This is a genomic window from Sphingobium sp. B11D3A (assembly GCF_025961695.1).
Lineage (GTDB): Bacteria > Pseudomonadota > Alphaproteobacteria > Sphingomonadales > Sphingomonadaceae > Sphingobium.
In genome coordinates this window covers 2,534,149-2,560,727 of record NZ_JAOQOE010000001.1, presented here as the reverse complement: position 1 = coordinate 2,560,727, position 26,579 = coordinate 2,534,149, and the positions used below count along the sequence as shown (strand labels likewise).

Annotated in this window: 19 protein-coding genes, 1 tRNA gene and 1 pseudogene; 10 read left to right on the top strand and 11 right to left on the bottom strand. The window is 61.6% G+C overall.

Going from position 1 to position 26,579, the window contains the following annotated elements; all coding sequences use genetic code 11:
• Positions 1-89 precede the first annotated feature (89 nt).
• Positions 90-2,195 (bottom strand): TonB-dependent receptor, encoded by a 2,106-nt coding sequence (locus tag M2332_RS12145; protein WP_181560731.1) that lies wholly within the window; start codon positions 2,193-2,195, stop codon positions 90-92.
• 402 nt (positions 2,196-2,597) lie between these two features.
• Between M2332_RS12145 and M2332_RS12140 the strand changes: the two genes are divergently transcribed.
• On the top strand, positions 2,598-4,178 hold the full coding sequence (locus tag M2332_RS12140; RefSeq protein ID WP_264574236.1) for a peptide chain release factor 3: 1,581 nt from the start codon (positions 2,598-2,600) through the stop codon (positions 4,176-4,178).
• 31 nt (positions 4,179-4,209) lie between these two features.
• On the opposite strand, the gene M2332_RS12135 is transcribed toward M2332_RS12140, so the two are convergent.
• A complete protein-coding gene (locus tag M2332_RS12135; RefSeq protein ID WP_264571390.1) occupies positions 4,210-4,623 on the bottom strand; it encodes a bactofilin family protein in 414 nt (137 codons plus the stop codon).
• Positions 4,562-5,719: a M23 family metallopeptidase gene (locus tag M2332_RS12130; protein WP_264574235.1), complete on the bottom strand. Its 1,158-nt coding sequence runs from the start codon at positions 5,717-5,719 to the stop codon at positions 4,562-4,564. The genes M2332_RS12135 and M2332_RS12130 overlap by 62 nt, the downstream gene beginning before the upstream one ends.
• A gap of 363 nt (positions 5,720-6,082) precedes the next feature.
• Between M2332_RS12130 and M2332_RS12125 the strand changes: the two genes are divergently transcribed.
• The 3 genes from M2332_RS12125 (at position 6,083) to M2332_RS12120 (ending at position 7,164) form a co-directional block, all read left to right on the top strand.
• Positions 6,083-6,174 (top strand) — tRNA-Ser (locus M2332_RS12125).
• Between the two features lie 210 nt (positions 6,175-6,384).
• Positions 6,385-6,537: an Arm DNA-binding domain-containing protein gene (locus tag M2332_RS16665; RefSeq protein ID WP_413715959.1), complete on the top strand. Its 153-nt coding sequence runs from the start codon at positions 6,385-6,387 to the stop codon at positions 6,535-6,537.
• A gap of 96 nt (positions 6,538-6,633) precedes the next feature.
• Positions 6,634-7,164 carry a GNAT family N-acetyltransferase gene (locus tag M2332_RS12120; RefSeq protein WP_264574234.1) on the top strand — a complete coding sequence of 177 codons (531 nt, stop codon included), beginning with the start codon at positions 6,634-6,636 and terminating at the stop codon, positions 7,162-7,164.
• A gap of 355 nt (positions 7,165-7,519) precedes the next feature.
• Here M2332_RS12120 and M2332_RS12115 read toward each other — a convergent pair whose 3' ends face one another.
• Together M2332_RS12115 and M2332_RS12110 are read right to left on the bottom strand one after the other, a co-directional pair.
• On the bottom strand, positions 7,520-10,417 hold the full coding sequence (locus tag M2332_RS12115; protein WP_264574233.1) for a TonB-dependent receptor plug domain-containing protein: 2,898 nt from the start codon (positions 10,415-10,417) through the stop codon (positions 7,520-7,522).
• Positions 10,410-11,792: a sulfatase-like hydrolase/transferase gene (locus M2332_RS12110; protein WP_264574232.1), complete on the bottom strand. Its 1,383-nt coding sequence runs from the start codon at positions 11,790-11,792 to the stop codon at positions 10,410-10,412. The genes M2332_RS12115 and M2332_RS12110 overlap by 8 nt, the downstream gene beginning before the upstream one ends.
• Before the next feature lie 95 nt (positions 11,793-11,887).
• On the opposite strand from M2332_RS12110, the gene M2332_RS12105 reads away from it, so the two are divergent.
• Positions 11,888-12,526, top strand: coding sequence for a TetR/AcrR family transcriptional regulator (locus M2332_RS12105; RefSeq protein WP_264574231.1), 639 nt, complete (start codon positions 11,888-11,890; stop codon positions 12,524-12,526).
• A gap of 291 nt (positions 12,527-12,817) precedes the next feature.
• Here the strand turns inward: M2332_RS12105 and M2332_RS12100 are convergent.
• From M2332_RS12100 to M2332_RS12090, 3 genes and pseudogenes are all read right to left on the bottom strand, one after another.
• Positions 12,818-13,953, bottom strand: a pseudogene (locus M2332_RS12100) (autotransporter outer membrane beta-barrel domain-containing protein).
• A gap of 271 nt (positions 13,954-14,224) precedes the next feature.
• Complete coding sequence (locus M2332_RS12095) at positions 14,225-15,520, bottom strand: spinster family MFS transporter (RefSeq protein WP_264574230.1); 1,296 nt, start codon at positions 15,518-15,520, stop codon at positions 14,225-14,227.
• Between the two features lie 249 nt (positions 15,521-15,769).
• Entirely contained in the window at positions 15,770-16,318 is a 549-nt protein-coding gene (locus tag M2332_RS12090) for a nuclear transport factor 2 family protein (protein ID WP_264574229.1), read from the bottom strand.
• 652 nt (positions 16,319-16,970) lie between these two features.
• On the opposite strand from M2332_RS12090, the gene M2332_RS12085 reads away from it, so the two are divergent.
• The 3 genes from M2332_RS12085 to M2332_RS12075 all read left to right on the top strand — a co-directional run bounded on the left by M2332_RS12085 (position 16,971) and on the right by M2332_RS12075 (position 21,361).
• Complete coding sequence (locus M2332_RS12085) at positions 16,971-17,474, top strand: nuclear transport factor 2 family protein (protein ID WP_264574228.1); 504 nt, start codon at positions 16,971-16,973, stop codon at positions 17,472-17,474.
• A 123-nt stretch (positions 17,475-17,597) separates the two neighbouring features.
• Positions 17,598-20,138, top strand: coding sequence for a TonB-dependent receptor (locus M2332_RS12080; protein ID WP_264574227.1), 2,541 nt, complete (start codon positions 17,598-17,600; stop codon positions 20,136-20,138).
• 128 nt (positions 20,139-20,266) lie between these two features.
• The gene (locus M2332_RS12075; RefSeq protein WP_264574226.1) at positions 20,267-21,361 is read left to right on the top strand and encodes an NADH:flavin oxidoreductase; all 1,095 of its coding nucleotides are present in this window, start codon (positions 20,267-20,269) and stop codon (positions 21,359-21,361) included.
• A 66-nt stretch (positions 21,362-21,427) separates the two neighbouring features.
• Here the strand turns inward: M2332_RS12075 and M2332_RS12070 are convergent, their stop codons facing one another.
• Entirely contained in the window at positions 21,428-21,817 is a 390-nt protein-coding gene (locus M2332_RS12070; RefSeq protein ID WP_264574225.1) for a MarR family winged helix-turn-helix transcriptional regulator, read from the bottom strand.
• 602 nt (positions 21,818-22,419) lie between these two features.
• Between M2332_RS12070 and M2332_RS12065 the strand changes: the two genes are divergently transcribed.
• Complete coding sequence (locus tag M2332_RS12065) at positions 22,420-23,004, top strand: YdeI/OmpD-associated family protein (protein ID WP_264574224.1); 585 nt, start codon at positions 22,420-22,422, stop codon at positions 23,002-23,004.
• A gap of 134 nt (positions 23,005-23,138) precedes the next feature.
• Here the strand turns inward: M2332_RS12065 and allB are convergent, their stop codons facing one another.
• Positions 23,139-24,563, bottom strand: coding sequence for an allantoinase AllB (allB, locus tag M2332_RS12060; protein ID WP_264574223.1), 1,425 nt, complete (start codon positions 24,561-24,563; stop codon positions 23,139-23,141).
• Positions 24,564-24,588: 25 nt separating this feature from the next.
• Positions 24,589-25,347, bottom strand: coding sequence for an SDR family NAD(P)-dependent oxidoreductase (locus M2332_RS12055; RefSeq protein WP_264574222.1), 759 nt, complete (start codon positions 25,345-25,347; stop codon positions 24,589-24,591).
• A gap of 239 nt (positions 25,348-25,586) precedes the next feature.
• On the opposite strand from M2332_RS12055, the gene M2332_RS12050 reads away from it, so the two are divergent.
• On the top strand, positions 25,587-26,576 hold the full coding sequence (locus tag M2332_RS12050) for a LysR family transcriptional regulator (RefSeq protein ID WP_181560790.1): 990 nt from the start codon (positions 25,587-25,589) through the stop codon (positions 26,574-26,576).
• The last annotated feature ends 3 nt before the right edge of the window (positions 26,577-26,579 follow it).

Genomic DNA, 26,579 nt, shown 5'->3' with positions numbered 1-26,579 from the left:
GATAGCCCCAAAAATAAGGCGGGCGCAGCCTTCGCCGCGCCCGCCCTTTTCGTCTGACTGCCGGGCGTGTCATCACGCCCGTGGCAGGATCACTGATAGTTGACGCGCAACCGCAGGCCGATCGTGCGCGGCGTCACCCGGATGCTGGAGGTGTTGAGCGTGAGCACAGCCCCGTCATAATCGCCGAGATTTTCGCCGAACAGCGTCAGATCATAGGCCTTGTACCGCAGGCCGATATTGGCGCTGTATACGCTATAGGCCTTCACATACTCGCCGTTGGTCTGCAGGCGGTTGCCATTGTAGGTCCATGCGACGTTGAACAGGCCGTTGAGGTCACCGCCAAGCGATGTCTCATAGGTCGCATCCACGCGGGCGTTTTCCTCGAGCGTGTTGACCAGCCGCGTACCGGGACGCAGGTACGGCAGGCGCGCCTGCACGGCGGGATCGACCGTGTCATACTTGCCCTGGTTGATGTTCGCGACTGCGCTCAGCGTCAGCCCGTCCAGAGGCGTCCGCCAGCGCATCTCGATATCGACGCCCTTGCTGGTGCCGTCACCGAAGTTCGAGAAGCCAGAGACGTTCGCGTCCAGCGTCGGCGTCGGCGTCAGCATGTCCTCGAGCTTGTTGACGTAGAAGTTCAACCCGACGTTGAGCGTGCGATCGGGCGAGCGCCACTTGATGCCGGCCTCATAGTTGGTCGAGCTTTCGGGACGGGTCTGGGTGCCGGCAGGGATGCCGACGTCCGCAAGCAGGTCCGCCTGGATCTGCGACTGCACGATGCCTGGACGGAAGCCGGTCGCCGCCGTAGCGAACACCGTCAGATCATCATTGGGCACATAGGAGAGGTTGACGCGCCAGGTCGTCACGTTCTTCTTGTTCGTGTTCGTCGTGTTGGCGTCTTCGAACGTGCGCTTGTCATGATAATAGCGCAGGCCAACCCGGGGACGCAGCTTGCCATCGAACAGGTCGTAACCCAGTTCGCCATACACCGCCCAGTTCTTGGTGATGGTGTTGTTGTCGGCATTGGTGTCGATGCCCGCAACGGGAATGCGCAGATAGTTTTCCTGCGGGCCGCTGCCGTCCTGATAGGCGCCGCCGAGCAGCCAGTGGAACGGACCGTCGGTCGTGGAGTTGATTCGCACTTCCTGGCTGAACATGTCCGGGAAGAACTGGCTCGAGAAGGCACCCGCCGGCGCGATCGGCACGTAAATGCCGAAATTGCCCTTGAGATAAGTGGTGGCGCTGGAGATCGAGAAGGTATCGAAGTCCAGGCCGGCCGACAGGCTGTAAAGCTTGAAGTCGCCATTGCCGAAGCTCGGCTGCGCCGCCGTGTTCGCGTAATAAGGCGGCTGGGTCGAGGCGAGACCGCCCAGAAACTGCTGGCGCGGACGGAAATGCCAGTACTGCGCGCGGATATTCAGGTTGTCGACCGGACGGAACAGCGCGACCACGCGAATGTCGTCGTCGCGCACCTCGTTCACGCCCTTGCGATCCGGCGTGCCGTCGAACGCACCATAATATTCGTCCGCCCAGCCCGGATTATAGGAGTGGCCACCGCTGACGCGGACAGCAAGCACATCCTTGATGATCGGGACGGAGACGACGCCCGCGACGCCATAGTTGAGGCCACCGGCCCCGCGCGTCTGAGAGGCCTGCGCCTCGGCAGCGAACTTGATCTCGGTCAGGTCAGGATCGCGGGTGTGGAAGATGAACACACCGCCGGCCGAACCCTGGCCATAGAGCGTGCCCTGCGGACCGCGCAGAACCTCGACGCGGTCGAGGTCGAGGAAGCGGATCGGCGGCGCAATGCCGAAGTTGGTGACCACGAACGGCACGTCGTCGACATAATAGCCGATGGCCGAGTCGCCATTGGCAGCGCCGGCGCCGGCGCCGCGGATGCTGAACGAGCGCGAAGCGACCGACTGGCGCTGGCTCTCGGAAATACCCGGAATCGCCGTGGCGAGGTCCGCGATATTGTTGATGTTGCGCTCCTTGAGGTCCTCACCGCTGAACGCCTGGATGGCGAGCGGCACTTCCTGCAGCGCCTGCACACCGGACTTCTGAGCGGTGACGATGATTTCGTCAGGCGCGGTATCAACACTGTTTGTGGTGGTCTGCTGTGCGCGAACTGGCGCTGCACCCATGACAGCCATCAGTGCCAAAACCGCAACACCGGCGTGAAGCCGCTTCATCATCCATCTCCTGCAAAAAACAAAATCGAGCAATCGATTGCATAGAGAGATGCATGACAATGTCCAACGCACGATGCGCGCGCAGACCAGTTTATGGTGGAGTGTTACCGAAATGCTACGGTCATCGGCGACGCGGGGCGTCCCGATTTACGTCTATCAACCGGCTTTCAGTACAATCGATTACCGGCAGCACGTCAACCCCCTTGGTGCAAGCTAGGACTGAAACACCATGCAGCCCGCTCGTGCGCGGATAGGAAGAGCGCGCGCCTTCGGTGCCCCACGCCACGCTCGCCCTGTGCAAAGCCGCGCCTTGCAGGATCGCCGCCCCAGCCCCTATAGCAGCGCCACATTTGGTGCCGGCCCGACCACGCCCGGCGCGCTCGCTCCCTGGATTAGACGCTTGCTATGACGATCCCTTCCCGCCGCACGTTCGCGATCATTTCCCACCCGGACGCGGGCAAGACGACACTCACCGAAAAGCTGCTGCTCGCCGGCGGCGCCATTCACCTCGCCGGCGAAGTGAAGGCGCGCGGGGCGAACCGGCGCGCACGCTCGGACTGGATGAAGATCGAGCAGCAGCGCGGCATCTCGGTGACCAGCTCGGTCATGACCTTCGAGCGCACCCAGCCCGATGGCAGCGTGATCACCTTCAACCTGCTCGATACGCCGGGACACGAGGACTTCTCGGAAGACACCTACCGCACCCTGACCGCCGTCGACAGCGCCGTGATGGTCATCGACGCTGCCAAGGGCATCGAGCCGCAAACGCGCAAGCTCTTCGAGGTCTGCCGCCTGCGCAACGTGCCGATCATCACCTTCGTCAACAAGGTGGACCGCGAGGGGCGCGACAGCTTCTCGCTGCTGGACGAAGTGGCCGACGCGCTCGCGCTGGATGTCTGCCCGATGAGCTGGCCGGTCGGCATGGGCGGCGAGTTTGAGGGCATCTACGATTTTGCCACCAACCGGCTCTACCAGCCGGTCGGCCCGAGCAAGGAATTCGACGGCAGCTTCACCCAGCTCACCGGCCTGGACGACGAAAAGCTCACCACCGTCCTTTCCGCCGCAGGTCTTGCGCGCCTGCGGGAAGAGGCCGAACTGGCGCAGGCTGGTTATGCCGCGTTCGACCTGACCGCCTATCGCCATGGCGATCTGACGCCGGTCTATTTCGGCTCCGCCCTCAAGCGCTTTGGTGTCGGCGAGTTGATCGATGCGCTCGCCGCCCACGCCCCGCCGCCCCGCACCCAACCGGCCGAGCCCGCGCCGGTCGAGCCCGAGCGCAGCGATGTGACCGGCTTCATCTTCAAGGTGCAGGCGAATATGGACCCGCAGCACCGCGACCGCATTGCCTTCATGCGCCTGTGCTCGGGCAAGTTCCGCCGCGGCATGAAGCTCACACCCTCCGGCAGCGGCAAGCCGATCGCCGTCCACTCCCCGATCCTGTTCTTCGCGCAGGACCGCGAGATTGCCGACGAGGCATTCCCCGGCGACATCATCGGCATCCCCAATCACGGCACGCTGCGCGTGGGCGACACGCTGAGTGAGAAAGCGGACGTGCGCTTCACCGGCCTGCCCAATTTCGCGCCGGAAATCCTGCGCCGCATCGCGCTCAAGGATCCGACCAAGACCAAGCAATTGCGCAAGGCGCTGGACGACCTCTCCGAGGAGGGCGTGATCCAGGTTTTCTATCCCGAGATCGGGAGCCAGTGGATCATCGGCGTCGTCGGCCAGCTGCAGCTCGATGTGCTGATCAGCCGGCTGGAGGCGGAATATAAGGTCGGCGCGGTGCTGGAACCGGCGCCGTTCGACACGGCCCGCTGGCTGACCGGCGAGACCAAGAAGCTGGAAGACTTCGCCAGCATCAATCGGACGAGCATGGCCAAGGACCGCGACGAGAACCCCGTCTTCCTCGCCAGATCGGCATGGGATGTGGGCTATCAGGCCGAGCGCAACCCGGACATCAGTTTCAGCGCCACACGCGAGCGCTGATCGGAGGGGTTAGCCCCGGCCTCCTGCTCACTTACCCGACATCGCTCTTGATCAGCTTGAGTTCGGTCGGCTGGCCGCTATGCGTCATGCGCCCGTCGATCTGGCCGCCGGTGGCGATGGTGATGCGCTCATAGCTCACATCACCGGTGATCCGGGCTGTCGCCTCCACCACCAGCTCCTCCGCCGTGATCGATCCCTCGATCAGGCCGCCGATCCGGGCGCTCTTGGCCTTCACATGGCCGGCGATGCGACTTTCGGCGCCTTGCACCAGCGCCGCGCAGGCAATGTCGCCCTCGATGGTGCCATCGATGTGCAGATCCACGCTGGCTTCCAGATTGCCCGTGATCCTGACATCGCTGCCGAGGATCGAGAACGGCGTGTGCTTAGCCCCGGTTGCCACTGTCGGCGACGCGCCGCTTGGCCGTTTGCTGGACTTCGAGAACATCCCTGCGTGCCTCCAGAAAGGGACGCGGATTGACGGCCGCGCCATGGACATGGACTTCGAAATGCAAATGCGTGCCGGTCGAACGGCCCGTGGATCCCATGCGCGCGATCTGGGTGCCGCGTGCCACCTTCTGGCCCGGCTTGGCATTGAAGCCGGAGAGGTGCGCATAGAGCGTCGAGAGGCCCTTGCCATGGTCGACTTCCACGACATTGCCATAGCCATGCTTGGTGCCGACGAAGGTCACCGTGCCGGGCGCGGCGGCGAGGATGGGCTGACCCATGCGTCCCCGGAAATCGATGCCGCCGTGGAACGCGAGGCTGCCGTTGAAGGGGTCACGCCGATAGCCATAAGAACTGGTGGTCATCGGCGCGGCCGTCGGCTTGCCGGAAGGGATCGCCGCCAGCGCAGCTTCCATGGTGTTGAGACGGGTCAGCAGCAGGGCGATATCCCGCAGCTCCGGCTGGTCGGCGACAATCGAGGCGACGGGAATGAAGGGACCGCCCTGCCCCCGCTCGCGCACCGCCATGCGGGCCGGATCGAGGCCGAAACTGCGGATCGCCTTTTCGACCGCCGCAAGGCGATGTTCGACCGCGCCAGCCAGGCGCGTCTCGAGCACTTCCTGATGACGCCGTAGCGCCTCCAGCCGCGAGGCCTCGGGGGACGCCGCGCTCAGCGGCTTGCTGACCTCCGGACCGTCAGCGGGCGCACCTGCGCCGCCCTCTTCGATCCCCGTGCCGAGGCTGGAGCGCAGCAGTTCATCGAGGGCCTTCTGCCGCTGCTCGATATCCTGAGCGATATCGTTCACCGACTCGCGATAGGCCTTCACCTTGGCCTGCTGGGAGAGAACCTCGGCCCGATCCCGCGCGACATGGCCGCGCTCGAGAAGCAGGCTGGCCTGATTCCACAGGATCGCAAACGTTCCGATGGCCCAGAGCAAAGCCAGCACCGCCAGCGCGCTGGCAGCGACGATCTGGAAGCGGGTGGAGATACGGATGAAGCGCACGCGTCCGCCAGTGCGGAGAAAAATCTCCCGCTCGGGCGCGAGAGACAGCAGACGTGCGATCACACCCCCGGAATTGGTTTTGTCAGCGGACAAGGATTGCTCTGTTCTATATCGTTTGAAGTGCCACGGCGGCTACCAGAGCGACCCATCGCAAGCGAATCGCGGCGCCAAGCCCTGCGATGAGTCGAAAAGTGGACACGACGAGTCGATGAATGATGGTGGAACGGCGGCGCGTGTTCCGCGTTGGTTCGCGTCCGGTTGCCACCAAACCGCCGCCGGGCACTGCGTCGAGTCGCATCATTTTGCGATCCCCGTCACGCCTGCCTACCAGAGCTTGTTGGCGCGATAAATTGCAGCCTTTCTAGAAACAGGCGACGCTGGGCGTTGCCATGCACGAACAGCCTGTTTATAGGCCGCTCTCAGCCGGTACGGGACGCCACTTCCCCCGGTGAGCGCGGAGACGTGGGTGAGTGGCTGAAACCAGCGGTTTGCTAAACCGTCGTAGCCTTAAGGGGCTACCGAGGGTTCGAATCCCTCCGTCTCCGCCAGATCCTGAACCTCAGCGATCCCCCTCAACCTAATGCGAACCCACAGCATTTGAGAAAACTGCGGTTTTCGTGAAATCGCGTGTCGCGCCAGTTCGTCAGAAACGCGTACAACCGAGCCGATTTTATGACCAATTTCATGACTTGATCCCGCGAGACCGCTCTCGTAGCTGATAATGGGCTGCGCACTCGAACAAACTAAACGTCAAGCAGGTGGAGCGACTCACGAAACCTGGAATCTATTCCGACGGCGGCGGTTTATATTTACGCGTGCGTAACTCGGGCAATCGGTCTTGGCTCTATGTGTGCTGGCTGAATGGCCGGCGTCGAGAACAGGCCTCGGCTCGGTGCACGATGTTTCGTTAGCGAAGGCGGCTCAGAACGAAGGGCTGATCTCGTTTCCTCCGCGGGGGCGATTTCAGGATGCTTCCAGCAGCTTTAGCGGCGGGCTAGTTACGCGCGATGCCCCTTCTCATCCGCACCGCCAGTTTTATGGACGCCGACTTCTTACCGGACGTCGAGCGCTCGGCGGCATCTGTCTTCAGACGTTATCCCGATCTTGCCTGGGTGGCCGATGCGGAGCCGCAGCCTCCTCAATACTACCTGCAGTTCATCGCAGCTCGAAGCGCCTGGGTCGCCGTCGTAGGTGAGCGGGTGATGGGCTTCTTGGCGGCTGAGCAATTTGAAAGCGATCTGCACATCAACGAAGTATCTGTAGTCAGGCATTATCAGAGACAAGGGATCGGCCGGAAATTGATCGACACGGCACAAGCCTATGCTCAAAGGCGGGCTTGCACCGGGCTGACTCTCACCACCTTTAGATATGTTCCCTGGAACGCTCCGTACTACGAACGATTGGGGTTCAGGATCCTGGAAGAACGAGCCTCCGAAAGCCGCCTTCGTCGCTTGGTGGCGCAGGAGGTCACTTCCGGTTTCGCGCCAGAAAGCCGCTGCGCGATGCGGAAGAACATCGGTCACGATCAGGAGCTATAGACCTCTTCGCCGATAAGTTTTCCGACAATCTGGCGATGGAGTGGTAGCTTACTCCGCTCCGCGGATGGCGGGTTTCGGCGTAGCCGGACCTTCCCGCAAGCGACCGTGACGGACCGCTTTGTGCCAACGTCAGTCTACATCCTTCAGTGACGACCGCATGAACGACGGCGCAGGTTTCAGGGAGCCGCTTTACACGGCCCAATGTCGGCTATGAGGGCGAAGGGCAGCATCAGGGCCCCATCAGTGTCACCCCTCGGCGCGAACCTAATGGCCAGTTGGTCTCTAGAAATACTCCGTGGGTTCTTGGGGCGGCAGGTTACTCACTTGCCACCCCACTTCCACCCTTTTCCGGGACTTAGTAAGCGAAGCGAACGCCGATCTTGTAGGCACGGCCAATCACATCATAGAGTACCGCATTGCCCGGACCCGAGCTCGAAGGCGTGTTATCCGGTGGCAGGGTATCCAGAAGATTGTTCATGACACCGAACAATTCCAGCTTCTGCCGGCCTACTTCATGAACTGTGATCTGCGAGGTTAGGTTCAGATAGAACCGTGCGCCGATTTCATTGTCGCTGATGCTATTGGGCGCGGTTGGGCTGTATCCTTCCTGCTCTGGGCCGATCAGCTGTGCGTTGTACGAGCCCTTCGAAAGGTAGCGACCCTGCAATTGCACAGCGAAAGGCCCTTTCGACCAGCCTATGTTGCCGGTCACGGTCCAGCTAGGCAGGCCCGATGTCTGGGAGGTCGGCGCGCCGTTCATGCCGGCCCGATCAACGGGGCCGCCGCTATCCACCGTAATCAGATCAATCACGTGGGTGCCAAGGAGACGCACGTCCAGCGACCCATCGCCGAGCGGTGTGCGATAACTCATCTCGAAATCGACGCCGCGGACCTTGAGAGAATTCACGTTTAGATTGACGTTGCGGACGCGTAGCAGCTGCTGTGTAGTGGGATCGCGATCAACAAGCGCGCAGAATTCAGCCGCGCCCTGCTCGCAGCGCGTGACGATTGTCCCGCCTCCCAGTGTAGAAATCGCCCCTTCCAAATTGATGTCGTAATAATCAGCGGCAATACGCAAGCCGGCCATCGGCGAGAGGACAATGCCGGCCGTGAACGTGTCGGCAGTTTCTGGACGCAATTGGTCGTTTCCGCCGACGATAATAGGAACGAGCGCGCTTGAACCGCCGAAGCGAGCGTCATCGATACGCTGGAACGAGCTGCTCGGCGGGCTGTAAAGCTCGAAGAAATTCGGCGCGCGGATGTCGCGCGACCGTGTCGCCCGCAAACGCAAGAGACTGGATACGTCCCAGACGCCGCCGAGCTTCCATGTCGTTACCGTGCCGCTTGTCGAGTAATCCGTCACGCGGACCGCGCCATTGACCTCAAGGCTTTGAACAAGAGGCAGATCACGAGCCAGCGGCAATGCTGCCTCGGCAAATGCTTCCTTCACCTTGGTTGCTGGACCGGTGATCCCGGAGCCAGGGTTTGTGTAAAAGCGAAGTGCGGTCGAAACAGGGTCAGCGGTTCCTTCAGCGCTTTCAACCCGATATTCAGCGCCGAAGGCAACCGGGACGGGGCCTGCCCAGCCTTCGAACAGATCGCCTCTCAGTGTCGCTGCAGCAACGTGCTGAGTGAGCTTGGTGTTCTGTTGCGCCGTTCCGTAGGAATAGGCCTTCGCGGTCGCGGAGAAATTGTTCTGGCCGAAAAGATTCAGCGGTAAACATCCCTGGACGAGGGGATTGGAGGGGTCAGTCAGGGTCGATCGGCAAACGATTGAACCGTCACCGGCGCGAACTGCGTCCACTGCGCGAGTGAAATTGTCGTTGATCCGATTGTTGGCGGCCGTCTGCGCGTAGTCTGTCTGACCGTATTGATAGTACACGTCCCACGACCAGTTAGAACCAATCCTGCCATCGAGACCCGCTGCGATCCGCGCAGTCTCGCGCGCCGTTCGGCCCACCATGGGGCCAAGGTCCTGGCCGATGCGGCCGAAGGTGAATGATGCCAGCCCAAGAGTCGTCATGCTGTCGACGACGGACGCCGGCAGAAAGGCATTGTCGCGCTGGATTGTGATGCTCGTGTCGCGCGTCTGTGTTCCGACCAGTTCCGCTTTCACCCTGCCGTAGGAAGCATCCAGCGTGAAGTTGATGTCGGGCGCCACCTCGTAGCTCAACTGGCCATAGAGAGAGTAACGCTCCACCGGCGCCATCAACGGAAAGTTGTCGAAATAGGCATTGCGAGGGTCCGCGCTTCCGCCGGACTGGAACAGGCCCGCCCCATAATAGGTGCCATAATCATGCCGGAAGGTCGTGCCGTCATCGGCAAATTCGGTGCCGCGCAGCGGCCCGGAGACGATGAGCCCACCCCAAGATGCCGATGCCGGCCGAGCGTTGGGCAACAGTATCTGCCTTGGCAGACCGTTCGTCTGCGGCGCGGGGTTGCTGATCGGGGCAAATTCCGCCGCACAGAACGGACGATCATAACAACTCTTGATGCCATCGGATTGGGCATATTCGCCCGCCAGCACGAGATGCCCGGCGCCGCCGGCAAAGCTGGTTCCCCCGGCAAGTGAGAAGAAGCGCTCAAAGTTGTCGCCGCGCTCGGACATGCCGAACTGCGCCGAACCTCGCAGCCCGTCCAGCTTGTCATCGAGGATCAGGTTGACCACGCCGGCAACCGCGTCCGAGCCATAGGCGGCAGAAGCGCCGCCGGTCACGACTTCCGAACGCGCAACCAGGGCGGTGGGGATCATATTGAGATCGACGGCGCCTGCCGGAGACAGGGCGTTGCCTGCCACAGTGCCCGAGACGAAGCGCCTACCATTCACTAACACGAGCGTACGGTTTGCCCCCAGACCGCGAAGGTCGGAAAGCTGAGCTCCGGCGTTCTGAAGCGATACGCCGGCGGTAGCCGGCGTCGACTGCGCTCTGAAAGCCGGCAACTGGTTGAGCGCATCGCCGATGTTCGCCGCGCCTTGCCGTGCAATTTCTTCCTGCCCCAGAACGGTGACCGGCGTGGGCGCCTGAAAGCCGGCGCGAGCCAGGCGGCTTCCGGTCACAACAATTGCCTCGGCAGGCTGCGGCGCATTATCGGTCGTAGCGGTTGCGCTTTCGGCACTCTCCTGCGCCGAAGCGGGTGCCTGTATCCCCATTATCAGGGCAATCGCGGATGATGCGGAAGCCAGTGTTCGAATCGAATTCTTGGATTTCATGTCACCCTCCCAGGGTTGTTTTTTGATTTGCGGATCAATCATGTATGGCCAGAAGGCCCTTGCCTTTGGTGGTGTAGCTTGGCGAGTTTGCGGGATATGGGAGCATGGTCTCGTTCCACTCCCGCCACGCCTCCTTCAGTTCTGCGAATATCTGTGGATGTGCGTTCTTGAGGTTCGCGCGCTCTGGCTTGTCGTTCACGAGATCGAAGAGGTATTCACGGCCATTCACTCGCAGCATTTTCCATTGGCCGCGCCGTGCTGCAGCCTGTTCGCCGGCTTTGTATCGCCAGAACACCGTGCGTTCGGCTGAAGCACTGGCACCCCGGGTAACCGGGAGGAGGTCCATGCCGTCACTCGGATAGCTGGGGTGCGGGGCTCCGCCGCCGGCGGCCAGCAATGTCGGCAGAAAGTCCATTGTCATGGCGACCTGATCGCAACGAGATCCGGCCATTATTTGGCCCGGCCAGCGCATCATCATCGGTACGCGGATGCCGCCTTCCAGAAGGTCTCCTTTCATGCCGTCGAAGGGCCAGACCTTGGAAAAGCGCTCGCCCCCATTGTCGCTCGTGAATACAACGATCGTGTCTTGCGTCAGCCCCCGGGCCTCCAGCGTCGCAAGCACCCGGCCGACACCGGCATCCAGAGATCGAACCATCTCTGCAAATGTAGAGTCGGTGCCGCCATCGTAATGCAGAAGCGATTTGATCTTGGCTGCGAGCGCTTCATCCTCGGGCCCTTCCCAGGGCCAATGAGGCGCTGTGTAATGGAGGCTGAGGAAGAGTGGCTTGTTTGATACGGCAGCCAAGTCGATTTCCGCAATTGCGCGGTCCGTCAGAATATCGGTGAGATAGCCGTGGCGATTGATGATCTCATCGCCGTCACGGAGATCGCTCGTGCCAGGGCCGGCCATAGACCCGCTATGCGTGAAATAGTCGACGCCGCCGCCGTGAACACCGAAAAAGCGGTCGTACCCACTCTTTAGGGGGCTGAAATTTGGCGATGACCCAAGATGCCACTTTCCGACGAGAGCAGTTCGATATCCCCTCTGGCGCAGCAGCGAGGCAATGGTCGGATGTTCGGGAGGCAAGCCCACATCGTCCGTTCCAGCACCGATCGGCTCATCAAGGCCTCCACGCAGCCTATATTGATATCGACCCGTGGCCAGAGCCATCCGCGTGGGCGAGCAGACCGAGGAATTGGCGTAGGCCTCGGAAAAGAAACAGCCCTGCTGCGCAAAACTGTCGATATGCGGCGTGGCGTACTCTGTCTGGCCGGTAAAGCTCAGGTCCGCATAACCAAGATCGTCAGCCATAATAAAGATGATGTTGGGCTGCCTGAGCGGGGCAGCGTGGGCCCTCTCAGCACCGAATGATACGGTGGCGGCAGCCGTGCTTACAAAGGTACGCCGGGTGAACATGCCCCCTCCAAAACAGAATCATACTCGCATTATGTTTTGTGGCTTTTGTGATCTGCTCGGTTGTATGTCAACTGTCCCATGAATGGAGCGCTCACTTGTCAGAAGATTTGGACGAACGGCTTGATAGAGCGGGCGCGTTTCCCGCGCAGCAGGAACGCAGCAAGCAAATGCGGGACATGCTTATTGAAAGCGGCCTTTCGCTCGCCAAGCGGCTGAGCTACGATCAATTGTCGGTCGCGCGGATTTGCGCTGAAGCGGGTTGCTCCACCGGCGCCTTTTACGCGCGTTTTCCAGATAAAAAGGCTTTTTTCAAAGCGCTTATCGTCAAGCACGCAATAAGCAGCCGCGCGCAATCGCGCCAACGTCTCGGTCAGGTTCCGTTCGACGATCTGTTGAATGAGATGATAGCCAGCTTGGTCCGCGCTTACATGGGCAACGCCGTTTTTCTGCGCAGTGCCATCCAGGTATCGCTCGAAGAACCAGAAGCTTGGGAGCCCTTTCGGCGGAACAGCCATGAGCTTGCAGATTTTTTGATAGAGAGGATCAAGGTCGAACCCAGCATTGTCCAAAGCTCGGTTCACGAGCCGACAATCAGATTCGCGGTTCAGGTCCTTTTAGGCACTCTCAACAATGCTTTGATCAATCGTCCAGGGCCGATTTTTCTGGAAGATCCCGATTTTCCCATCTTGCTGAGAAACGCAGTGCAGACAACCATGTCCCTAGAGCGATTGTAGATGATCCTAAGAAGCCGAAATTAAAGCACGGCAAGGGCGTTGTCCGAAAGGCTGGACGGTCGCTTGGGGGCCCTGCCCGATCATTTCTTCTCCCGCGAATGGTAGCCAGTGTGCTTTTAGCGGACATGCTTGGCGATCAAGCGCTGGCTTTATCCGACCTGGCCATTCCGGCGCTGCGTATTGCGCGGCCACCTTTACTCGCACGGCCCGGTAGCGTGGCAGACGGCTTCCGTACAGCGTGCAAGAGGATTTGTCCGTGTGAGGGAGCCGTCCCATAGGCCGCCGCCCTCGTCAGAATGCCTTGCTGACGCGGAAGCGCATGTGGCCCATATTCTCCCGTGCAGCGCCCCGAACCCCCAGCTCCAGATCCACGGTCCAGAACTGTGGCAGCAGTAGCCGGTTACCGATCAGAAGCTGATACTGCTCCCGCTGCCAGCCGGTGCTGCGAATTCTGTAGGTCGCGGCGCCGGTATAGTCGGCATAATCCAGACTCTGCACGCCAGCGCCCTGGAACTCATGAAGCCACTCGGCACCCACGCGCGGGATCATCCGACCGAAACGCACCTTCGTCGGCAGTTCCAGACGCGCGCCGAGTGCGCCGGTGAGCGAACGGATGTTCCGCTGGTCGAAGCGGAGCGCATAGCGATCGGCTCCGGTTTCACTATAGGCGTCGAGCTTACCGGCAAGCCATTCGAAACGGCCATAGCCCGACCAGCGCAGGGCACCCTTCTGCCGTCGATCCCGGCCGAGACAGCGCCGGACGTCATTGTACCGTCGCGGCTACCGAGCGCGACCCGATCGATCGTCGTCACCAGCCGGCTGGTGCGATAATCGAGGCTGCCATAGCCGATCATGGCGTCGATGAAGGTGCCGTCGACGGGGGCGAAGCTGCCATAAGCGGCAACGACGGCCGTCTCGCTCTCCACCCGCGCGGCCCCGCCATCGATCAGGCTGACGTCGCTTCCATAGCCGAGACCCAGGCCAACCGTCGCCCATGTCGCAACCCGCACGTCCGCCCCACCGGAAAGGCCACCGCTGGAGACGGTGATCTTGGCGCGACCGGACTGGCGATCAAGCGTACCGACTTCAATCGAACCGCCGGTCCACAGCGCCAGCGAGCCGATGGCGCGTTCGCCGGAGCCGGTGTCGTCCCCTTCATCCTCCGATTCAGCCTCTGCGGCCTCACCGCTCTGGCCGGCAGCCTGCTGCGCGGCGCGATGGTTCAGCTGAGCCTGGGTCGGATCGCCATAGGTGCCATCGACGCTGCGGCCGAGGATCGACTGGTGCCGGCCATCGAACGACGTCGCGGCATCATGCACGGTATTGTCGGGCGCACGCTGGTTGAACGCCAGGTCCCGCAGGCTAAGCCCGACGCCAAGCGCGTTGGTCGCCCCATCCCCATTATGCAGTTGTTGGGTGCGCGCCATGAAGTTGGACACCTGCGTACGCGCAAATCGCCGTGCCGTTTCCACCTGCGTGTCCAAAATCGCGCGAACGACCGGGTCGGCAGCGGGGTCGGGACGCGCCGCGCCGATAACCAACGATTCGTTATGCCCCATGGACGCAGCACCGCTTTAGCGGCCCACGCCGGGCCAGCGGCCCCTCGGTTCCGGTCGACTGTCCCGTCTAGTCCGACCGCAACTATGCAGGCCGAAAGAGTCGAAGGCGGCGATCGGCTACGGCGTCATAAACTACCACTCAAGAGCCCGATTGCCGGATCGCCCGAGCCGCGAGGAAGAAGTGGAGCGCAGACCAAAGCGGCAGCAGAACGCTTGTCATAAGCGCATAACGAATGCCGCTTGTGGAGGCAGCGGTGCAGGCGCTTTGCACGGCGGCGACCGTGGAGACGGTTTTGCTGCCGCACAAGGCAGCATAATTTCCATCCGCAAAGAGCGCGTTGGCATAGAGATCGCTGATAAAGCCGATGAGCGCGGGCCCCAAGCCGACCCCGACCAAGGTGGTGACAAAGAAGAAGACGAACGCCGCCGTCGCGCGCATTCTCGGCCCTACCATATTCTGGAAGGCGACAAGCGTCGGCACATTGTGAAAGAAGGCCAGAACGGCGCCGCTGATGAGCAAAACAAGCGCCAGCATGGGATGCGCCACGCTGTAGCCTGCCAGGGTAAACGGCGCGCCGATCAGCACGCCGAGCGCGGGGAGCAGCGCATACCATTGGGCGCCCCATCTCGAAATCAGATCCACGCCGAATCCTGCGATGGCGAGGCCCAGCGTCGCCGCGATGCCGCTCTGGACGGCATAGAACACGCCAACCTGGCTCAAACTCAAATCATGCACACGCATGAAGAAGGGCGCATAAAAGGCACCGGAGCCATACATGCCGAGCGTGACAAGGGCCAACCCGATCAGCATGTGGCGAAACTCGGGCCGGGCGGCCATCATCTTGAGCACCGCCCGCAGCGGTGGCGGTTCGCTCTTTGCCTCTGCAAGATCCGGATCGGACAGGCCGCGTGGCGGCTCGCGCAGTGTCAGTCGGAAGAGAAGCGCCACGATGAGCCCGGGCGCTGCGATGCAGATGATCGCCGCGCGCCAGCCATAGGTCGATCCTATCCACCCCGCCGTGAGCGCACCGATCACGGAACCGACCGGGTTGCCGAGCTTCATGACGGTCATCACGGCCCCTCGCCGCTCCTTGGGAAAATGGTCCGCAAGGAGCGAAACCGCGGGCGCCTGCACGCCGGCCTCGCCGATGCCGACCCCCACGCGCAGCAAAAAGAGTTGCCAGAAATTTGCAGCCATGCCGCAGGCCACCGTCGCGGCCGAAAACAGGGCGACCGATATGGAGATGATATTGATCCGGCTGCGGCGCTCGGCCAGTCGCGCGATCGGCAATCCCATCGTGCTGTAGAGAATGGCGAAGCTGAGGCCGCTCAGGATGCCGAGTTGGAAATCGGAGAGACCCAGGTCGTCCTTGATCGCCTGGCCCAGCGTGGCAACGATGACCCGGTCAATGAAGCCGAACGCACTGACAGCCATGGTGAGGGCGAGTAGCCACGCGCGATAACCAGGCCCGAACTGTGGCTTGCCTGCAGGCTTTGGAAGGCCTTCAGCCTGCATGATATCACCCTCTCGATCTGGCGTGGTCGACGGACCGGACATGGCCTTGCTTCCCCTCGCGCGCGCTTATGCTTTCCAACAGCCGATGTTTTGCGGCTGCCTCGATCATGGCCGCAGACGGATGCCGCGTGCAAGATGCGCTCTCAGCAGCACGACAGGTTCAGACGGTTATGCTGAACCGGATGAATCCCGCCGCATGAGCGGGCGGCGATAGGAAATATCGTCCCTGTCCCACCGCCCATTGCCCGGCGGGTTCGCGAGTTCGCGACGAGGGCCCGTCGGAACGGTCACGCCCATTTCCGGCAGGAATTCCCGCAGGGCAATCCGCCACTCACCATTGCGGCGCTCGAACTGGTCTATGTACCGGCCGCTGCCGATGTTCTGCAGATCCTGTTTCTGGCGCAGCATGTAGATCACATAGCTGCTGACATGCGCCCGATCCCCGTCGAGATCGATGTTCACATTGGTGATGTGATGTTGGTGGCAGACATAACGCTCTTCGTGCCGCTGGTTGCCCCAGTCTACGAACGCGTCTGTCGGCCCCGAAAAATCGTCGAGATAATTGATCTCCGCGTCCGGCCAGAAAGCACTGGCGATGACCGCATCGTCATGACGGTCGAGACCGCGAGTATAGCGGCGGAGGACTTCGCGAATGTCTTCCATGTCGAGCAAGCGCTCGAGGCGCGCCTGAAGATCGGGGGAATCGATATTGGCCATCACGGCATCCTCTCTTGTCACATCGGCACCAGCGCTCGTCGTGTCGCGAGCATCCTGAAAGGCAGCCAAGCCAAGGCTACCTTCTGAAATTTAGTTATCACGTTAATTCAATGTGTCGCTGAGGCCCTCAGGTGTCAAGCGGATATCGCGCGTGGCAGTGCGGAAGCCTGGGCCCGCCTCGCATGGACAGACAGGCTTCGACCAACAGAACGAGAATCTGATAATTATAACCAAATATATCAATATTTTAATTAGCAATCTCGCAATTGTCCGGGCGCGATGACATCTCGACGGTTAGAGCTTTGGGGACGCTAAGATCACATCGGCCGGCGATCCTGCCTCCCGGACAATGGCGATCAATCATATTGCCGTCTATCAGTTATCATGTTAACTCAACACCAAGCCCGCAAAGCGAGTCGAGCATGAGGGCTGTGGATGAGGGAGGATGTAAGGCCGTGCGACGGTCCGCTCTGAGCGCGCAGACGCAAGGCCAGCTGTGTGGCCCTGTGACAGGCGGTGAGAACCGGAAAGGCAAGTGTCGACATCATTGATCATTCGTTGCTGCGCGGCTTCAGGCGAAGGCGCGAAAGCGATGGGGCGTGCGCGCGACGCCGGATTTCTGGCCCGCGCTTTCTAGAAATGGAGTGGTTGCGTGAATTCTGAATCCAGTCTGCAGGAGATGATCGATGAGCGTCTCATCACCAAGGTGCTCAGCCGCTATTGGCGCGGTGTCGATCGCTGCGACGTCGACCTCATCATGTCGGCCTTCCATTCCGACGCCATCGATCATCATGCCGGGCACGACCGGCTGGCGCATGATTTCGCAAAAGCCGCGGTCGAGCGCATGCCGCAGGTCGCACCGGGCGGCACCCAGCACCATGTGACGAATATCTCGATCGAAGTGGATGGGGACACCGCCTGGTGCGAGGCCTATTACCATGCCATCCACAATGCCGACGCCCAGCTCAACCAGATGTTCGGGCGCTATGTCCACCGCTTCGAGCGCCGCGAGGGAGAATGGAAGATCGCGGAACGCTGGGCCGTTCTCGACTTTACCCACACCGGACCGCGCACGCCGTTCGGTTCCGAAAATAACCCGGCAACGCTGCGTGGGCGGGCCGACAAAACCGACATTTCCTACCAGCGGTTCAGCTGAGCCGGGGCCGAACCCGCGCCTGAGAACGACTTTGGGCGGTCGCGCTGAGAAAGACGACCGCCCAAAGGACCGCCCGATCAAAGGGCGGCCGCACCGAAAAGAAAAACGAGAGGAGAGATGAGCATGACCAAGAAAGGAAAGGGCATCGTCTGCCGGACCAGTCTGTTCGCGATGGGGATCGCCTTGTCGAGCGCCGCTGGCGCGCAGACACCGCAGGCTTCGACCAGCGGTCAGGCCGAGAGCGCGTCGACGGCCCGAGACGTCGAGACGATCATGGTGACCGCGCAGTTTCGTGAGCAGAACCTGCAGGACACGCCGCTGGCCATCACCGCTGTATCCGGGGCGATGCTCGAAGCGCGCAGCCAGACCAGCATCGCCGATGTCGCCAATCAGGCGCCCTCGGTCACCCTCAAGCCGCAGGGCGCATCCTATGGCTCCTCGCTCGTCGGGAACATCCGTGGCGTCGGCCAGCAAGACTTCAGCGCCGCGCTGGAACCCGGCGTGGGCCTGTATGTCGACGACGTCTATTATGCGACGCTGACTGGTTCCATCCTCGACCTGCTCGATCTTGACCGGGTCGAGATCCTGCGTGGCCCGCAGGGCACGCTGGCCGGCAAGAACTCGATCGGCGGCGCGGTAAAGCTCTACTCGAGGCGGCCGACCGGATCGAACACCGGCTATGTGGCCGCGACCTATGGCAGCCGCAACCGGATCGACCTGCGTGGATCGGCCGACTTCAAGCTGACCGATACCATCAGCGCGCGGATCGCCGGCGTTTCCAAGAAGCAAGACGGCTATATCAAGCGGCTGGATTTTGGCTGCCTGTTCCCCGCTGGCGGCCCGACGACGGTCGTCAATAATGCTGGCGCGACGGTTCCGATCAATCCTGCAGGCGGCATCCCGCGCATGACGGCGTCCGACAACTGCGAACTCGGCCGCGAGGGCGGTGTGGGATACACGGCGGCGCGCGGCCAGCTGCGCTTTCAGCCGAGCAGCGACCTCGATATCAATATCGCCGTCGATTATACCAATGAGGACCGCGTCAATGCCGGCAACGTCCTGCTGGACCGGAGCATCGCCGGGGTTCGGCGCAGCCCGAATTTCACGGATCGGCTCCCCGGCAATCCGCGGGGCGCGACGGATATCAACCCCTTTGGCGGGGTCATTCCTTATGACGCCCGCTTCGTCTGCGGCAACTATTGCAATTACGCCACCTATATCGGCGCGCCGGACAGTTCGACGGGCCCTCAGGGCGCCTTCGCGAACACCGGGGGCGTGAGGGCCGGAACTTATTATGATGGCCGGCTCACCTACGAGGGTTGGGGCATCTCCGGGCAGATCGAATATGATCTGTCGGACGATCTGCAACTGGTCTCGATCACGGCCTACCGGGCCTATCATTCCAAATGGGATGCGGACGACGACCTCTCGCCGCTCGCACATCAGAACAATACCAGCAAGCTGCGTTACTGGCAGTTCACCCAAGAGCTGCGCCTCAACGGATCGTTCTTCGAGGATGCCCTCCAATATACAGTCGGCGGCTTCTACATGAAGCAGTTCTCGAGCATTCTCGCCGGTTCCGATATTCGCTACACGACCGATCCGGCCTTCTTCAACAACGATCCTACCGATGCCAACACCAAGGCGGCGTTTCTCCACCTTGCATGGAAGCCAGTCGATCGGCTGACCCTGTCGGCGGGCCTGCGCTATACCGATGAGTATAAGCGCTATGAATTCGGTCGCCGTCTGCCGGATGGCAGCCCCCTGCCCGCTGGCTCGGCGGTCGGTGCGCTGGATGGCCGCGTGGGCATCTATGATGGCCCGATCAGCACCAATTTCGATTACCGCCTGAATGCGCAATATGAGATCACGCCTGACATTTCGATTTATGGTCAGGTGGCGACAGGCATCAAGGGCGGCGGCATCAATCCCCGCCCCTTCAACTTCGCGCAGGTGCTGCCCTTCGGACCGGAGAAGCAGACGACATACGAACTCGGCTTCAAGAGCGACCTGTTCGACCGGCGGGTACGGCTCAACGCGGCCTTCTTCTTCTCCAAATATTCCGACATCCAGCTCAGCCTGTCGAACTGCATCGCCATCGTGGGCGCTACACTGGGCTCGCCTTGCAACCTCATCACCAACTCGGGCGACGCCGATGTGAAGGGCTTCGAGGTCGAGGCGTCGGTACGGCCGGTCGAGGGCATGATGATCGACGGCGCCGTCAGCTTCGTCGATTTCGGTTACACCAGTTTCCGCACCTTCGGCACGGCGACGGTCGGTGGCCCGGGCAACCCGGCCGGGCCGCAGTTCGGCGATTATCCGCTCTATACGCCACGCTGGAAGTGGAGCATCGGAGCGCAATATGAGATCGATCTTGGCGATGCGGGGTCACTGACGCCGCGCATCGACACCTCGTTCCAGGACGAGATCTACTTCGGCGTCAATCTGCCGACGAGCCTGATCGACAGCTACGTCGTCTCCAATGCCCGACTGACGTGGAGCAACGCAGATGGAGACCTGGACGTCTCGGCTGAAGTCACGAACCTGTTCGACAAATATTATCTGCTGACCGGCTTCGACCGGTCGAGCGGTGCGGCGGGCTTCTCCATCGCGCAGCCCGGCCGTCCGCGGGAATGGGCCGTGACCGTGAAGAAGAGGTTCTGAGCCTCATCGGTACGGGCAGAATGCGGGTGCGGCAGCCATGTCGCACCCGCATCCGCTCGCAGCGAGCCAGCCTGTAGAGGACGCCATTGTCCCGAGCCATCGCGTCGATGGCAAACTGGAGTTGAAGAATGACCGTTGATGTTTCGCCTCTTTATGCGCCCTTGCAGGTGAACGGGCTGACCCTGCCCAATCGTCTGGTCATGGCGCCGATGACCCGCGCCAAAAGCCCCGGTGGCATCCCGACCGATGAGGTCGCAGCCTATTATCGGCGGCGCGCGAAAGGCGGAACAGGTCTTCTGATCAGCGAGGGAACGGTCATCGACCGCCCCCTCTCGCGCAACAATGCCGACCTTCCCAGCATCCATGGCGATGGGCTGGCGGGCTGGCGGAAGGTGCTGGCAGAGGTGCATGACGCGGGCGGGCGGATGTGGAGCCAGTTGTGGCATGTCGGCGCCCTGCCGGACCCACGCGCGCCCGACTGGCCGAACAATTTCGAGGGGCCTTCCGGCCTCACCGCGCCAGACCAGCCGCTCGGCCACGCGATGACCGAGTCCGACATCGCCGATACGATCGCCTCTTTCGCGCGCGCCGCCGCGGATGCAAAGGCCGTTGGCTTCGACGGCATCGAGCTGCATGCCGCGCATGGCTATCTGATCGACCAGTTCTTCTGGGCCGGCACCAACCGCCGGGACGATCGTTGGGGTGGCCCCACGCTGGCCGAACGCGCGCGCTTTGCCGTGGAGATCGTCCAGGCCGTCCGCTCGGCTATTCCTGCAGATATGCCGCTCGGCATGCGCGTCTCTCAGTACAAGATCCAGGATTATGACACGCTGCTGGTCTCCAGCCCGTCCGAGGTCACGGACTGGCTGGGACCGCTCGCGGATGCAGGCGTCGATATCTTCCATTGCTCCCAGCGCAATTTCACCGCGCCAGCGTTCCCCGACAGCGATCTCAATCTGGCGGGATGGGCCAAAAAGGCGACAGGCAAGCCCAGCATCACGGTCGGGTCGATCGGGCTGGAAGAGAGTTTCTACGGGGACACTGCCGAGGCCGGCGTGGCGACTTTGCGGGAACTGGTCGAACGCCTTGAGCGCGATGAGTTCGACCTTGTGGCCATCGGCCGGGCGATCCTGAGCGAACCGCAAATTTCAGAAAAGGTCCGCGAAGGGCGGTTCGGCGAGATTGCCCCGTTCACCCGCGAGGCAATTCTTCAGCTACGTTAAGTCAGCGCGCCGGGAGCGATCCGCCAAACCGTGGGCGGATCGCTTCGGGTGAGCCATGGCAAGGGGCTACTCGACGCCACTGATCGTCGCGGTCAATGCCCGAAGTTCGTTGATGAGACGCTCCAACCTTTCCGCTCCAAAGCGCTCTGAATATTCCGCCATCACCCGCCTGACATCATAGGTCAGCGTCTTGACGAGTTCATGCCCGTCGGGCGTGAGTGCCACCAGAACGCGGCGCCGGTTGTCCGTCTCGCGCGCCACAAGATTGCGCGCCTCGAGTTCCTTCAGGATGCGGGTGACGCTGGGCTTGTGCAACTGACCAATTTCAGCGACCCGGCTCGCATCCGTGGGGCCGTGATCGTTAATGACCCGCATGACCCGACATTGCGGCTCGGTAATGTCATGCTCCCGCATCTTCGGCCGCATCGGCAGTATCACGGCTTCCTTGGCGCTCAACAGAACTGCTGAAAGCGTCTGCTCGTACTTCGGCAATTTAGGAGGCTTGCTCACATATTATCCCGGAATTGGTGAAATTGGATGGAGTCATCGAACGCGACAAATATATCGTGACGTTCCAGCCAACGATAACGAGAACAGTAGTACATGACCGGGGTGCCCGCCAGACCTCAAGGCCCGAGCATCAAAACATCGCTTCGCGACAGAGCTGATGTCGAGAGCCGCGCTGCTGAGCTAATGTTTGATATGCTGCATGACCGCGACCATGAGGAATGGCCCGACGCCCTTGGCATGACCAGACTCCGATTTAGGCGCATCGTTCGGCGGGAAGCCGGCATGAATTTCACGCAGCGTCGCCAACAGGCGCCTTTCCGTTCCGCCTTCCAAGCTGGCGGCGGGCGAGCCTATCACATCCGTGGCGCTGGATCTGGGCGGTGACGCGCGCGCAATTTCTCTACGACGTTAAAGCGCGCTCTAGGCGTGCCAGTCATCCCCTTGTCCAGAACAAGGCGTATGAACGCTGGTGCGCAGTTTCCACATGTGGCGCTCTCCCGCCGACCCCATACCCTGTTCAGTCCACTAGGGGGCCCTAGGATAGTGATATGAGTGGTACCAAATCCGGTCTTCAAATCCTTCTTTTCGAAACCGATACGCATTTCGCCGAGTGGCTGTCGCGTCAGGGACCCGATGCCAAGGGTGCATGGCTTCGGTTTGCGAAGCGGGGGTCGAGCCTTGTCACCTTAACCAAGGCAGAAGCGATCGACACCGCCATCTGCCACGGTTGGATCGACGGACAACTGGATAAGTATGACGAGCACAGTTGGCTGATCCGTTTCACGCCGCGCAAGCCTCGGAGCAAATGGTCTCAGGCAAATCGAACACGTGCACTTAGCCTCATCGCGGAGGGCCTCATGGCTGCGCGCGGGATAGAAGAAGTAGAAGCGGCGAGAGCCGACGGACGATGGGATGCCGCCTATGCCTCTGCCAGCAAGGCTGAGGTGCCGCCCGACCTGCAAGACGCTCTCAACGCGAACACGAAGGCTGCTGCCTTTTTCGCGACGCTCGCGGGCGCGAACCGATACGCCATCCTCTATAGAATCAGCACGGCTAAGCGGGCACAAACGCGTATGCGCAAAATCGCAGAATTCATCGCCATGCTGGAACGTGGTGAGACAATTTACGGATAGCTTGCCGGCTGCACACGGCAAGCTTTGGTGGGCAGAAATCGGACCGCAAAGGTCGGCTGTTGAACCGACCTCATGTAAAATACAGCACGCCGCTATGAACCGGGTGTCACGCTCGCCGCGCCAGGCGCCCTATTTCAGTAACGCTTGCCTCGCTTTTCGAGAATGGCCTTGGTCGTAGTGTGGGTATTGCGCGGTGTCGGCGCAGGCATCTGCTGGATGCGCCGCACGTTGAGGCCGTGGCCCATCGCGCTCGTCACCAACTCTCCGTCACGCATCACGAAGCGTCCGCGCACCAGTGTATGGATCGGGGCACCCTTGGTCTCGTAACCCTGGAAGGGCGTCGAGGAGCCCTTGGACTTGAGCAACGCGGAGTCGACCTTGACCGCCTTCTCCATGTCGACGACGACGATGTCCGCATCGGAGCCCGGCAGCAAGGCGCCTTTGCGCGGATAGAGGCCGAATGCCTTTGCTGGCGCCAGCGAGGTCATGCGGACATATTGCGTCAGCGTCATCCGACCATTGGCGATCTGGGTGAGCATCAGCGGCATCTGTGTCTGCACACCGGTAAAGCCGCAGTCGGCCCTCCAGATGTCATCGTTATGCTTTTCTGCATGGCTGTGCGGCGCATGGTCGGTGGCGATCATGTCGATCGTGCCGTCCGCAACGCCCTGCCAGAGCTGCTCTTGATGGACCTTCTCGCGCACCGGCGGATTGACGCGGATGAGCGACTTCTTCTCGGTATAAGCGCGCTCGTCGAGCAGCAGATAATGGGGGCAGGTCTCGGCCGTGATGTCGACACCGCGGGCTTTCGCCTCGCGCAGCGGACGCAGTTCGTCGCCGGATGAGACGTGCAGGATGTGGATGCGCGCTCCGGTCCATTCCGCGAGAATGGCCGCACGCGAGACCGCTTCCACTGCAACGACCGGCGGGCGGGCGTCGAGATGCGCCAGCGGGTCGCAGCAATCCTGCTCGCGCAGCTTCTTCGAGCGACGCGCCATGATCGAGGCATTCTCGGCGTGCAGCGCGACGCGATAGCCGTGCTTTGCGACGATCTCGAACCCTTCGAGGATCGCACCGCTCGGCGGGGATGGGAGGTTGCCGAAGGTGTTGCCCATGAAGCATTTGAAGCCGGCGACGCCGCCCTCGATCAGCGCCTCGAGCTGGTCGAGATTATCCTCGCCGAGCAGGCCGTAGATGCCGAAGTCGACATAGGCCTTCTTGGCCGATTCCAGCTTCATGTTGAGTGCTTCCACCGTGCCCGTCGGCGGATTGGTGTTTGGCATCTCGAACACGGTGGTGACGCCGCCCATCGCAGCGCTGGCCGTACCGGTTTCCCAGGTTTCCTTGTGCGTGTAGCCGGGATCGCGGAAATGCACATGCGCGTCGATGGCGCCGGGGAGAATGTGCTTGCCGGTCGCATCGACCACCTCGGCGGCCTCGGGCATCGCCTCCCGCGCTCCGATGGCCAGGATGAGGCCGTCCTTGATCGCGATCGAGGCGGGGAACATGGCGCTGTCGGTGACGATTGTGGCGCCGTTGATGACGATATCGGCTTTCATGGCGGGTTCCATGGTTATGAGAGGATCAGAGAGCGGCCCAGCCACCATCGACGGGCAGGTCGATGCCGGTGATCTGGCGCGAAACGTCGGAGGCGAGGAACAGGCAGGCATTGGCCACGTCCTGCGCGCTGCTGATGCGGCGCAGCGCATATTCGGCAGCGTGCTCGGCGATGATTTCCTCTTCGCTGCGCCCGGCTGCCTCGGCCATACCCGGCATCACCTTGGTGCGGAAGCGCGGACCATCAACCATGCCGGGCGCGACGATATTCACGTTGATATTGTAAGGCCCAGCCTCGATCGCCGTCGACTTGGTGATGCCGCGCAAACCCCATTTGGAGGCGGAATAGGCCATGCGGCCGGCGCGTCCATGCATGCCGAAGGTGCCGCCGACATTCACGATCTTGCCATAGCGCCGCGCGATCATGCCGGGCAGGACGGCCTTCATCATCAAAAAGCAGCCGCCCATGTTGAGCTTGATGATTTCATCGAAACCTTCCGGCGTGGTCTCCCAGGCGGTGTCGCCGACAGGCCCGGTGCCGCCAGCGACGTTGACCAGCACATCGACACGACCATGCGCCGTCTCGGCCTGGCTCACCGCGGCTTCGCAGTCGGAGGCACTGGTGACGTCACAGCGGATGACGGTAACGGAGGCCTTTGGCCCGATCTCTTCCTTCAGGGTCTCCAGCGCAGTCATATCACGGCCAAGGATGACGATCTTGGCGCCTTCACTAGAAAAGGCCTGTGAAATTGCAGGCCCCATACCTTTCCCGGCGCCTGTAATCATCACAACTTTACTATCGAGATCGAGATTCATTGCCCGCCCGTGACGTTATTGTTCGAAAATAGACCAGAATCAAAATTGATATTGACTTCTGATATTCGATTCGACTTTAAAGAGGTGCGTTTCGACCGAAGCCGACTTCAAAGACGATATTCGATACATCGGTGCATAAGGGATGTGCCGGTGACCAAGTGGTGCTAAACCAGGGGCATGGTGTAGCCGAAAATCGAACGGAGTCGCTGATGGCGCTACGCAACCAGAGGATCTGGCAGTATATCGATGAGGTCGCGCGCGTGGGTTCGGTCCGTCAGGCGGCCGAGCGGTTGAACGTGACGCCCTCCGCCCTGCTCCGCCGCATTCAGGATGTCGAGCATGACCTGAACGCCGTTATTTTCGAGCGACATACCTCTGGCGTCCGCCTCACTGCCGCCGGCGAAGTGCTGATCAGCTGGATACGGATGCAGACCTCCGAATTGCGGCGCGTCTACTCGCAGATCGAGGAGCTGGAAGGTTTGCAGCGGGGCGAGGTGCGCATTGCCTGCAGCCAGGCAGTCGCCCGCAGTTTCGTCCTGCGTCACATCGTCAGCTTTCGCGAAAAGCATCCCAATGTGAAGTTCAAGCTCTCCGTGACCGATCACAGCACGGCGGTGCGCGCATTGATCGATTATGAAATGGATATCGTGCTGATCTTCCGTCCGCTTCGCTCGTCGGAGCTTCACCCGATCATGTCGATCGGTCAGGGCTTGGTGGCCGTCATGGCGGCGGACCATCCGCTCGCCCAGCATGAGGTGCTGCGTCTGCGGCAATGCGCAGAATATGACGTCGCCATGCCGGACATGGCCTTTGGCGGGCGCGAAATCGTCGAGAACCGGCTGCTCTCAAGCTCGGCCAAGCTCAATGTAGCGGTGGAAGCCAACAGCTTCGACTTTCTGGGCGAACTGGTTGCCGGCGGCGATCTCATCACCTTTCAGATCGACATTGGTGCCGATGTCTGGCGCCATGATCCCCGGTTCGCGGTGCGCCGGATCAGCGACATCGACCGGACCTACGGGCCGCTGGTGCTGGGGCAGCTCAAGGGCCGCCCGTTGCCATTGGTCGCTGCGAAGTTTGCCGAGCAGATGGCGCGCGATCTTCATGAGTGCCGGTCCCTGCCGACCCTGCCGGGGGCGGCGGAATGGTCCATGGATGAGGACGATGACGATGCCGCCCACGGGTTCACGCTCGACGCCTGACCG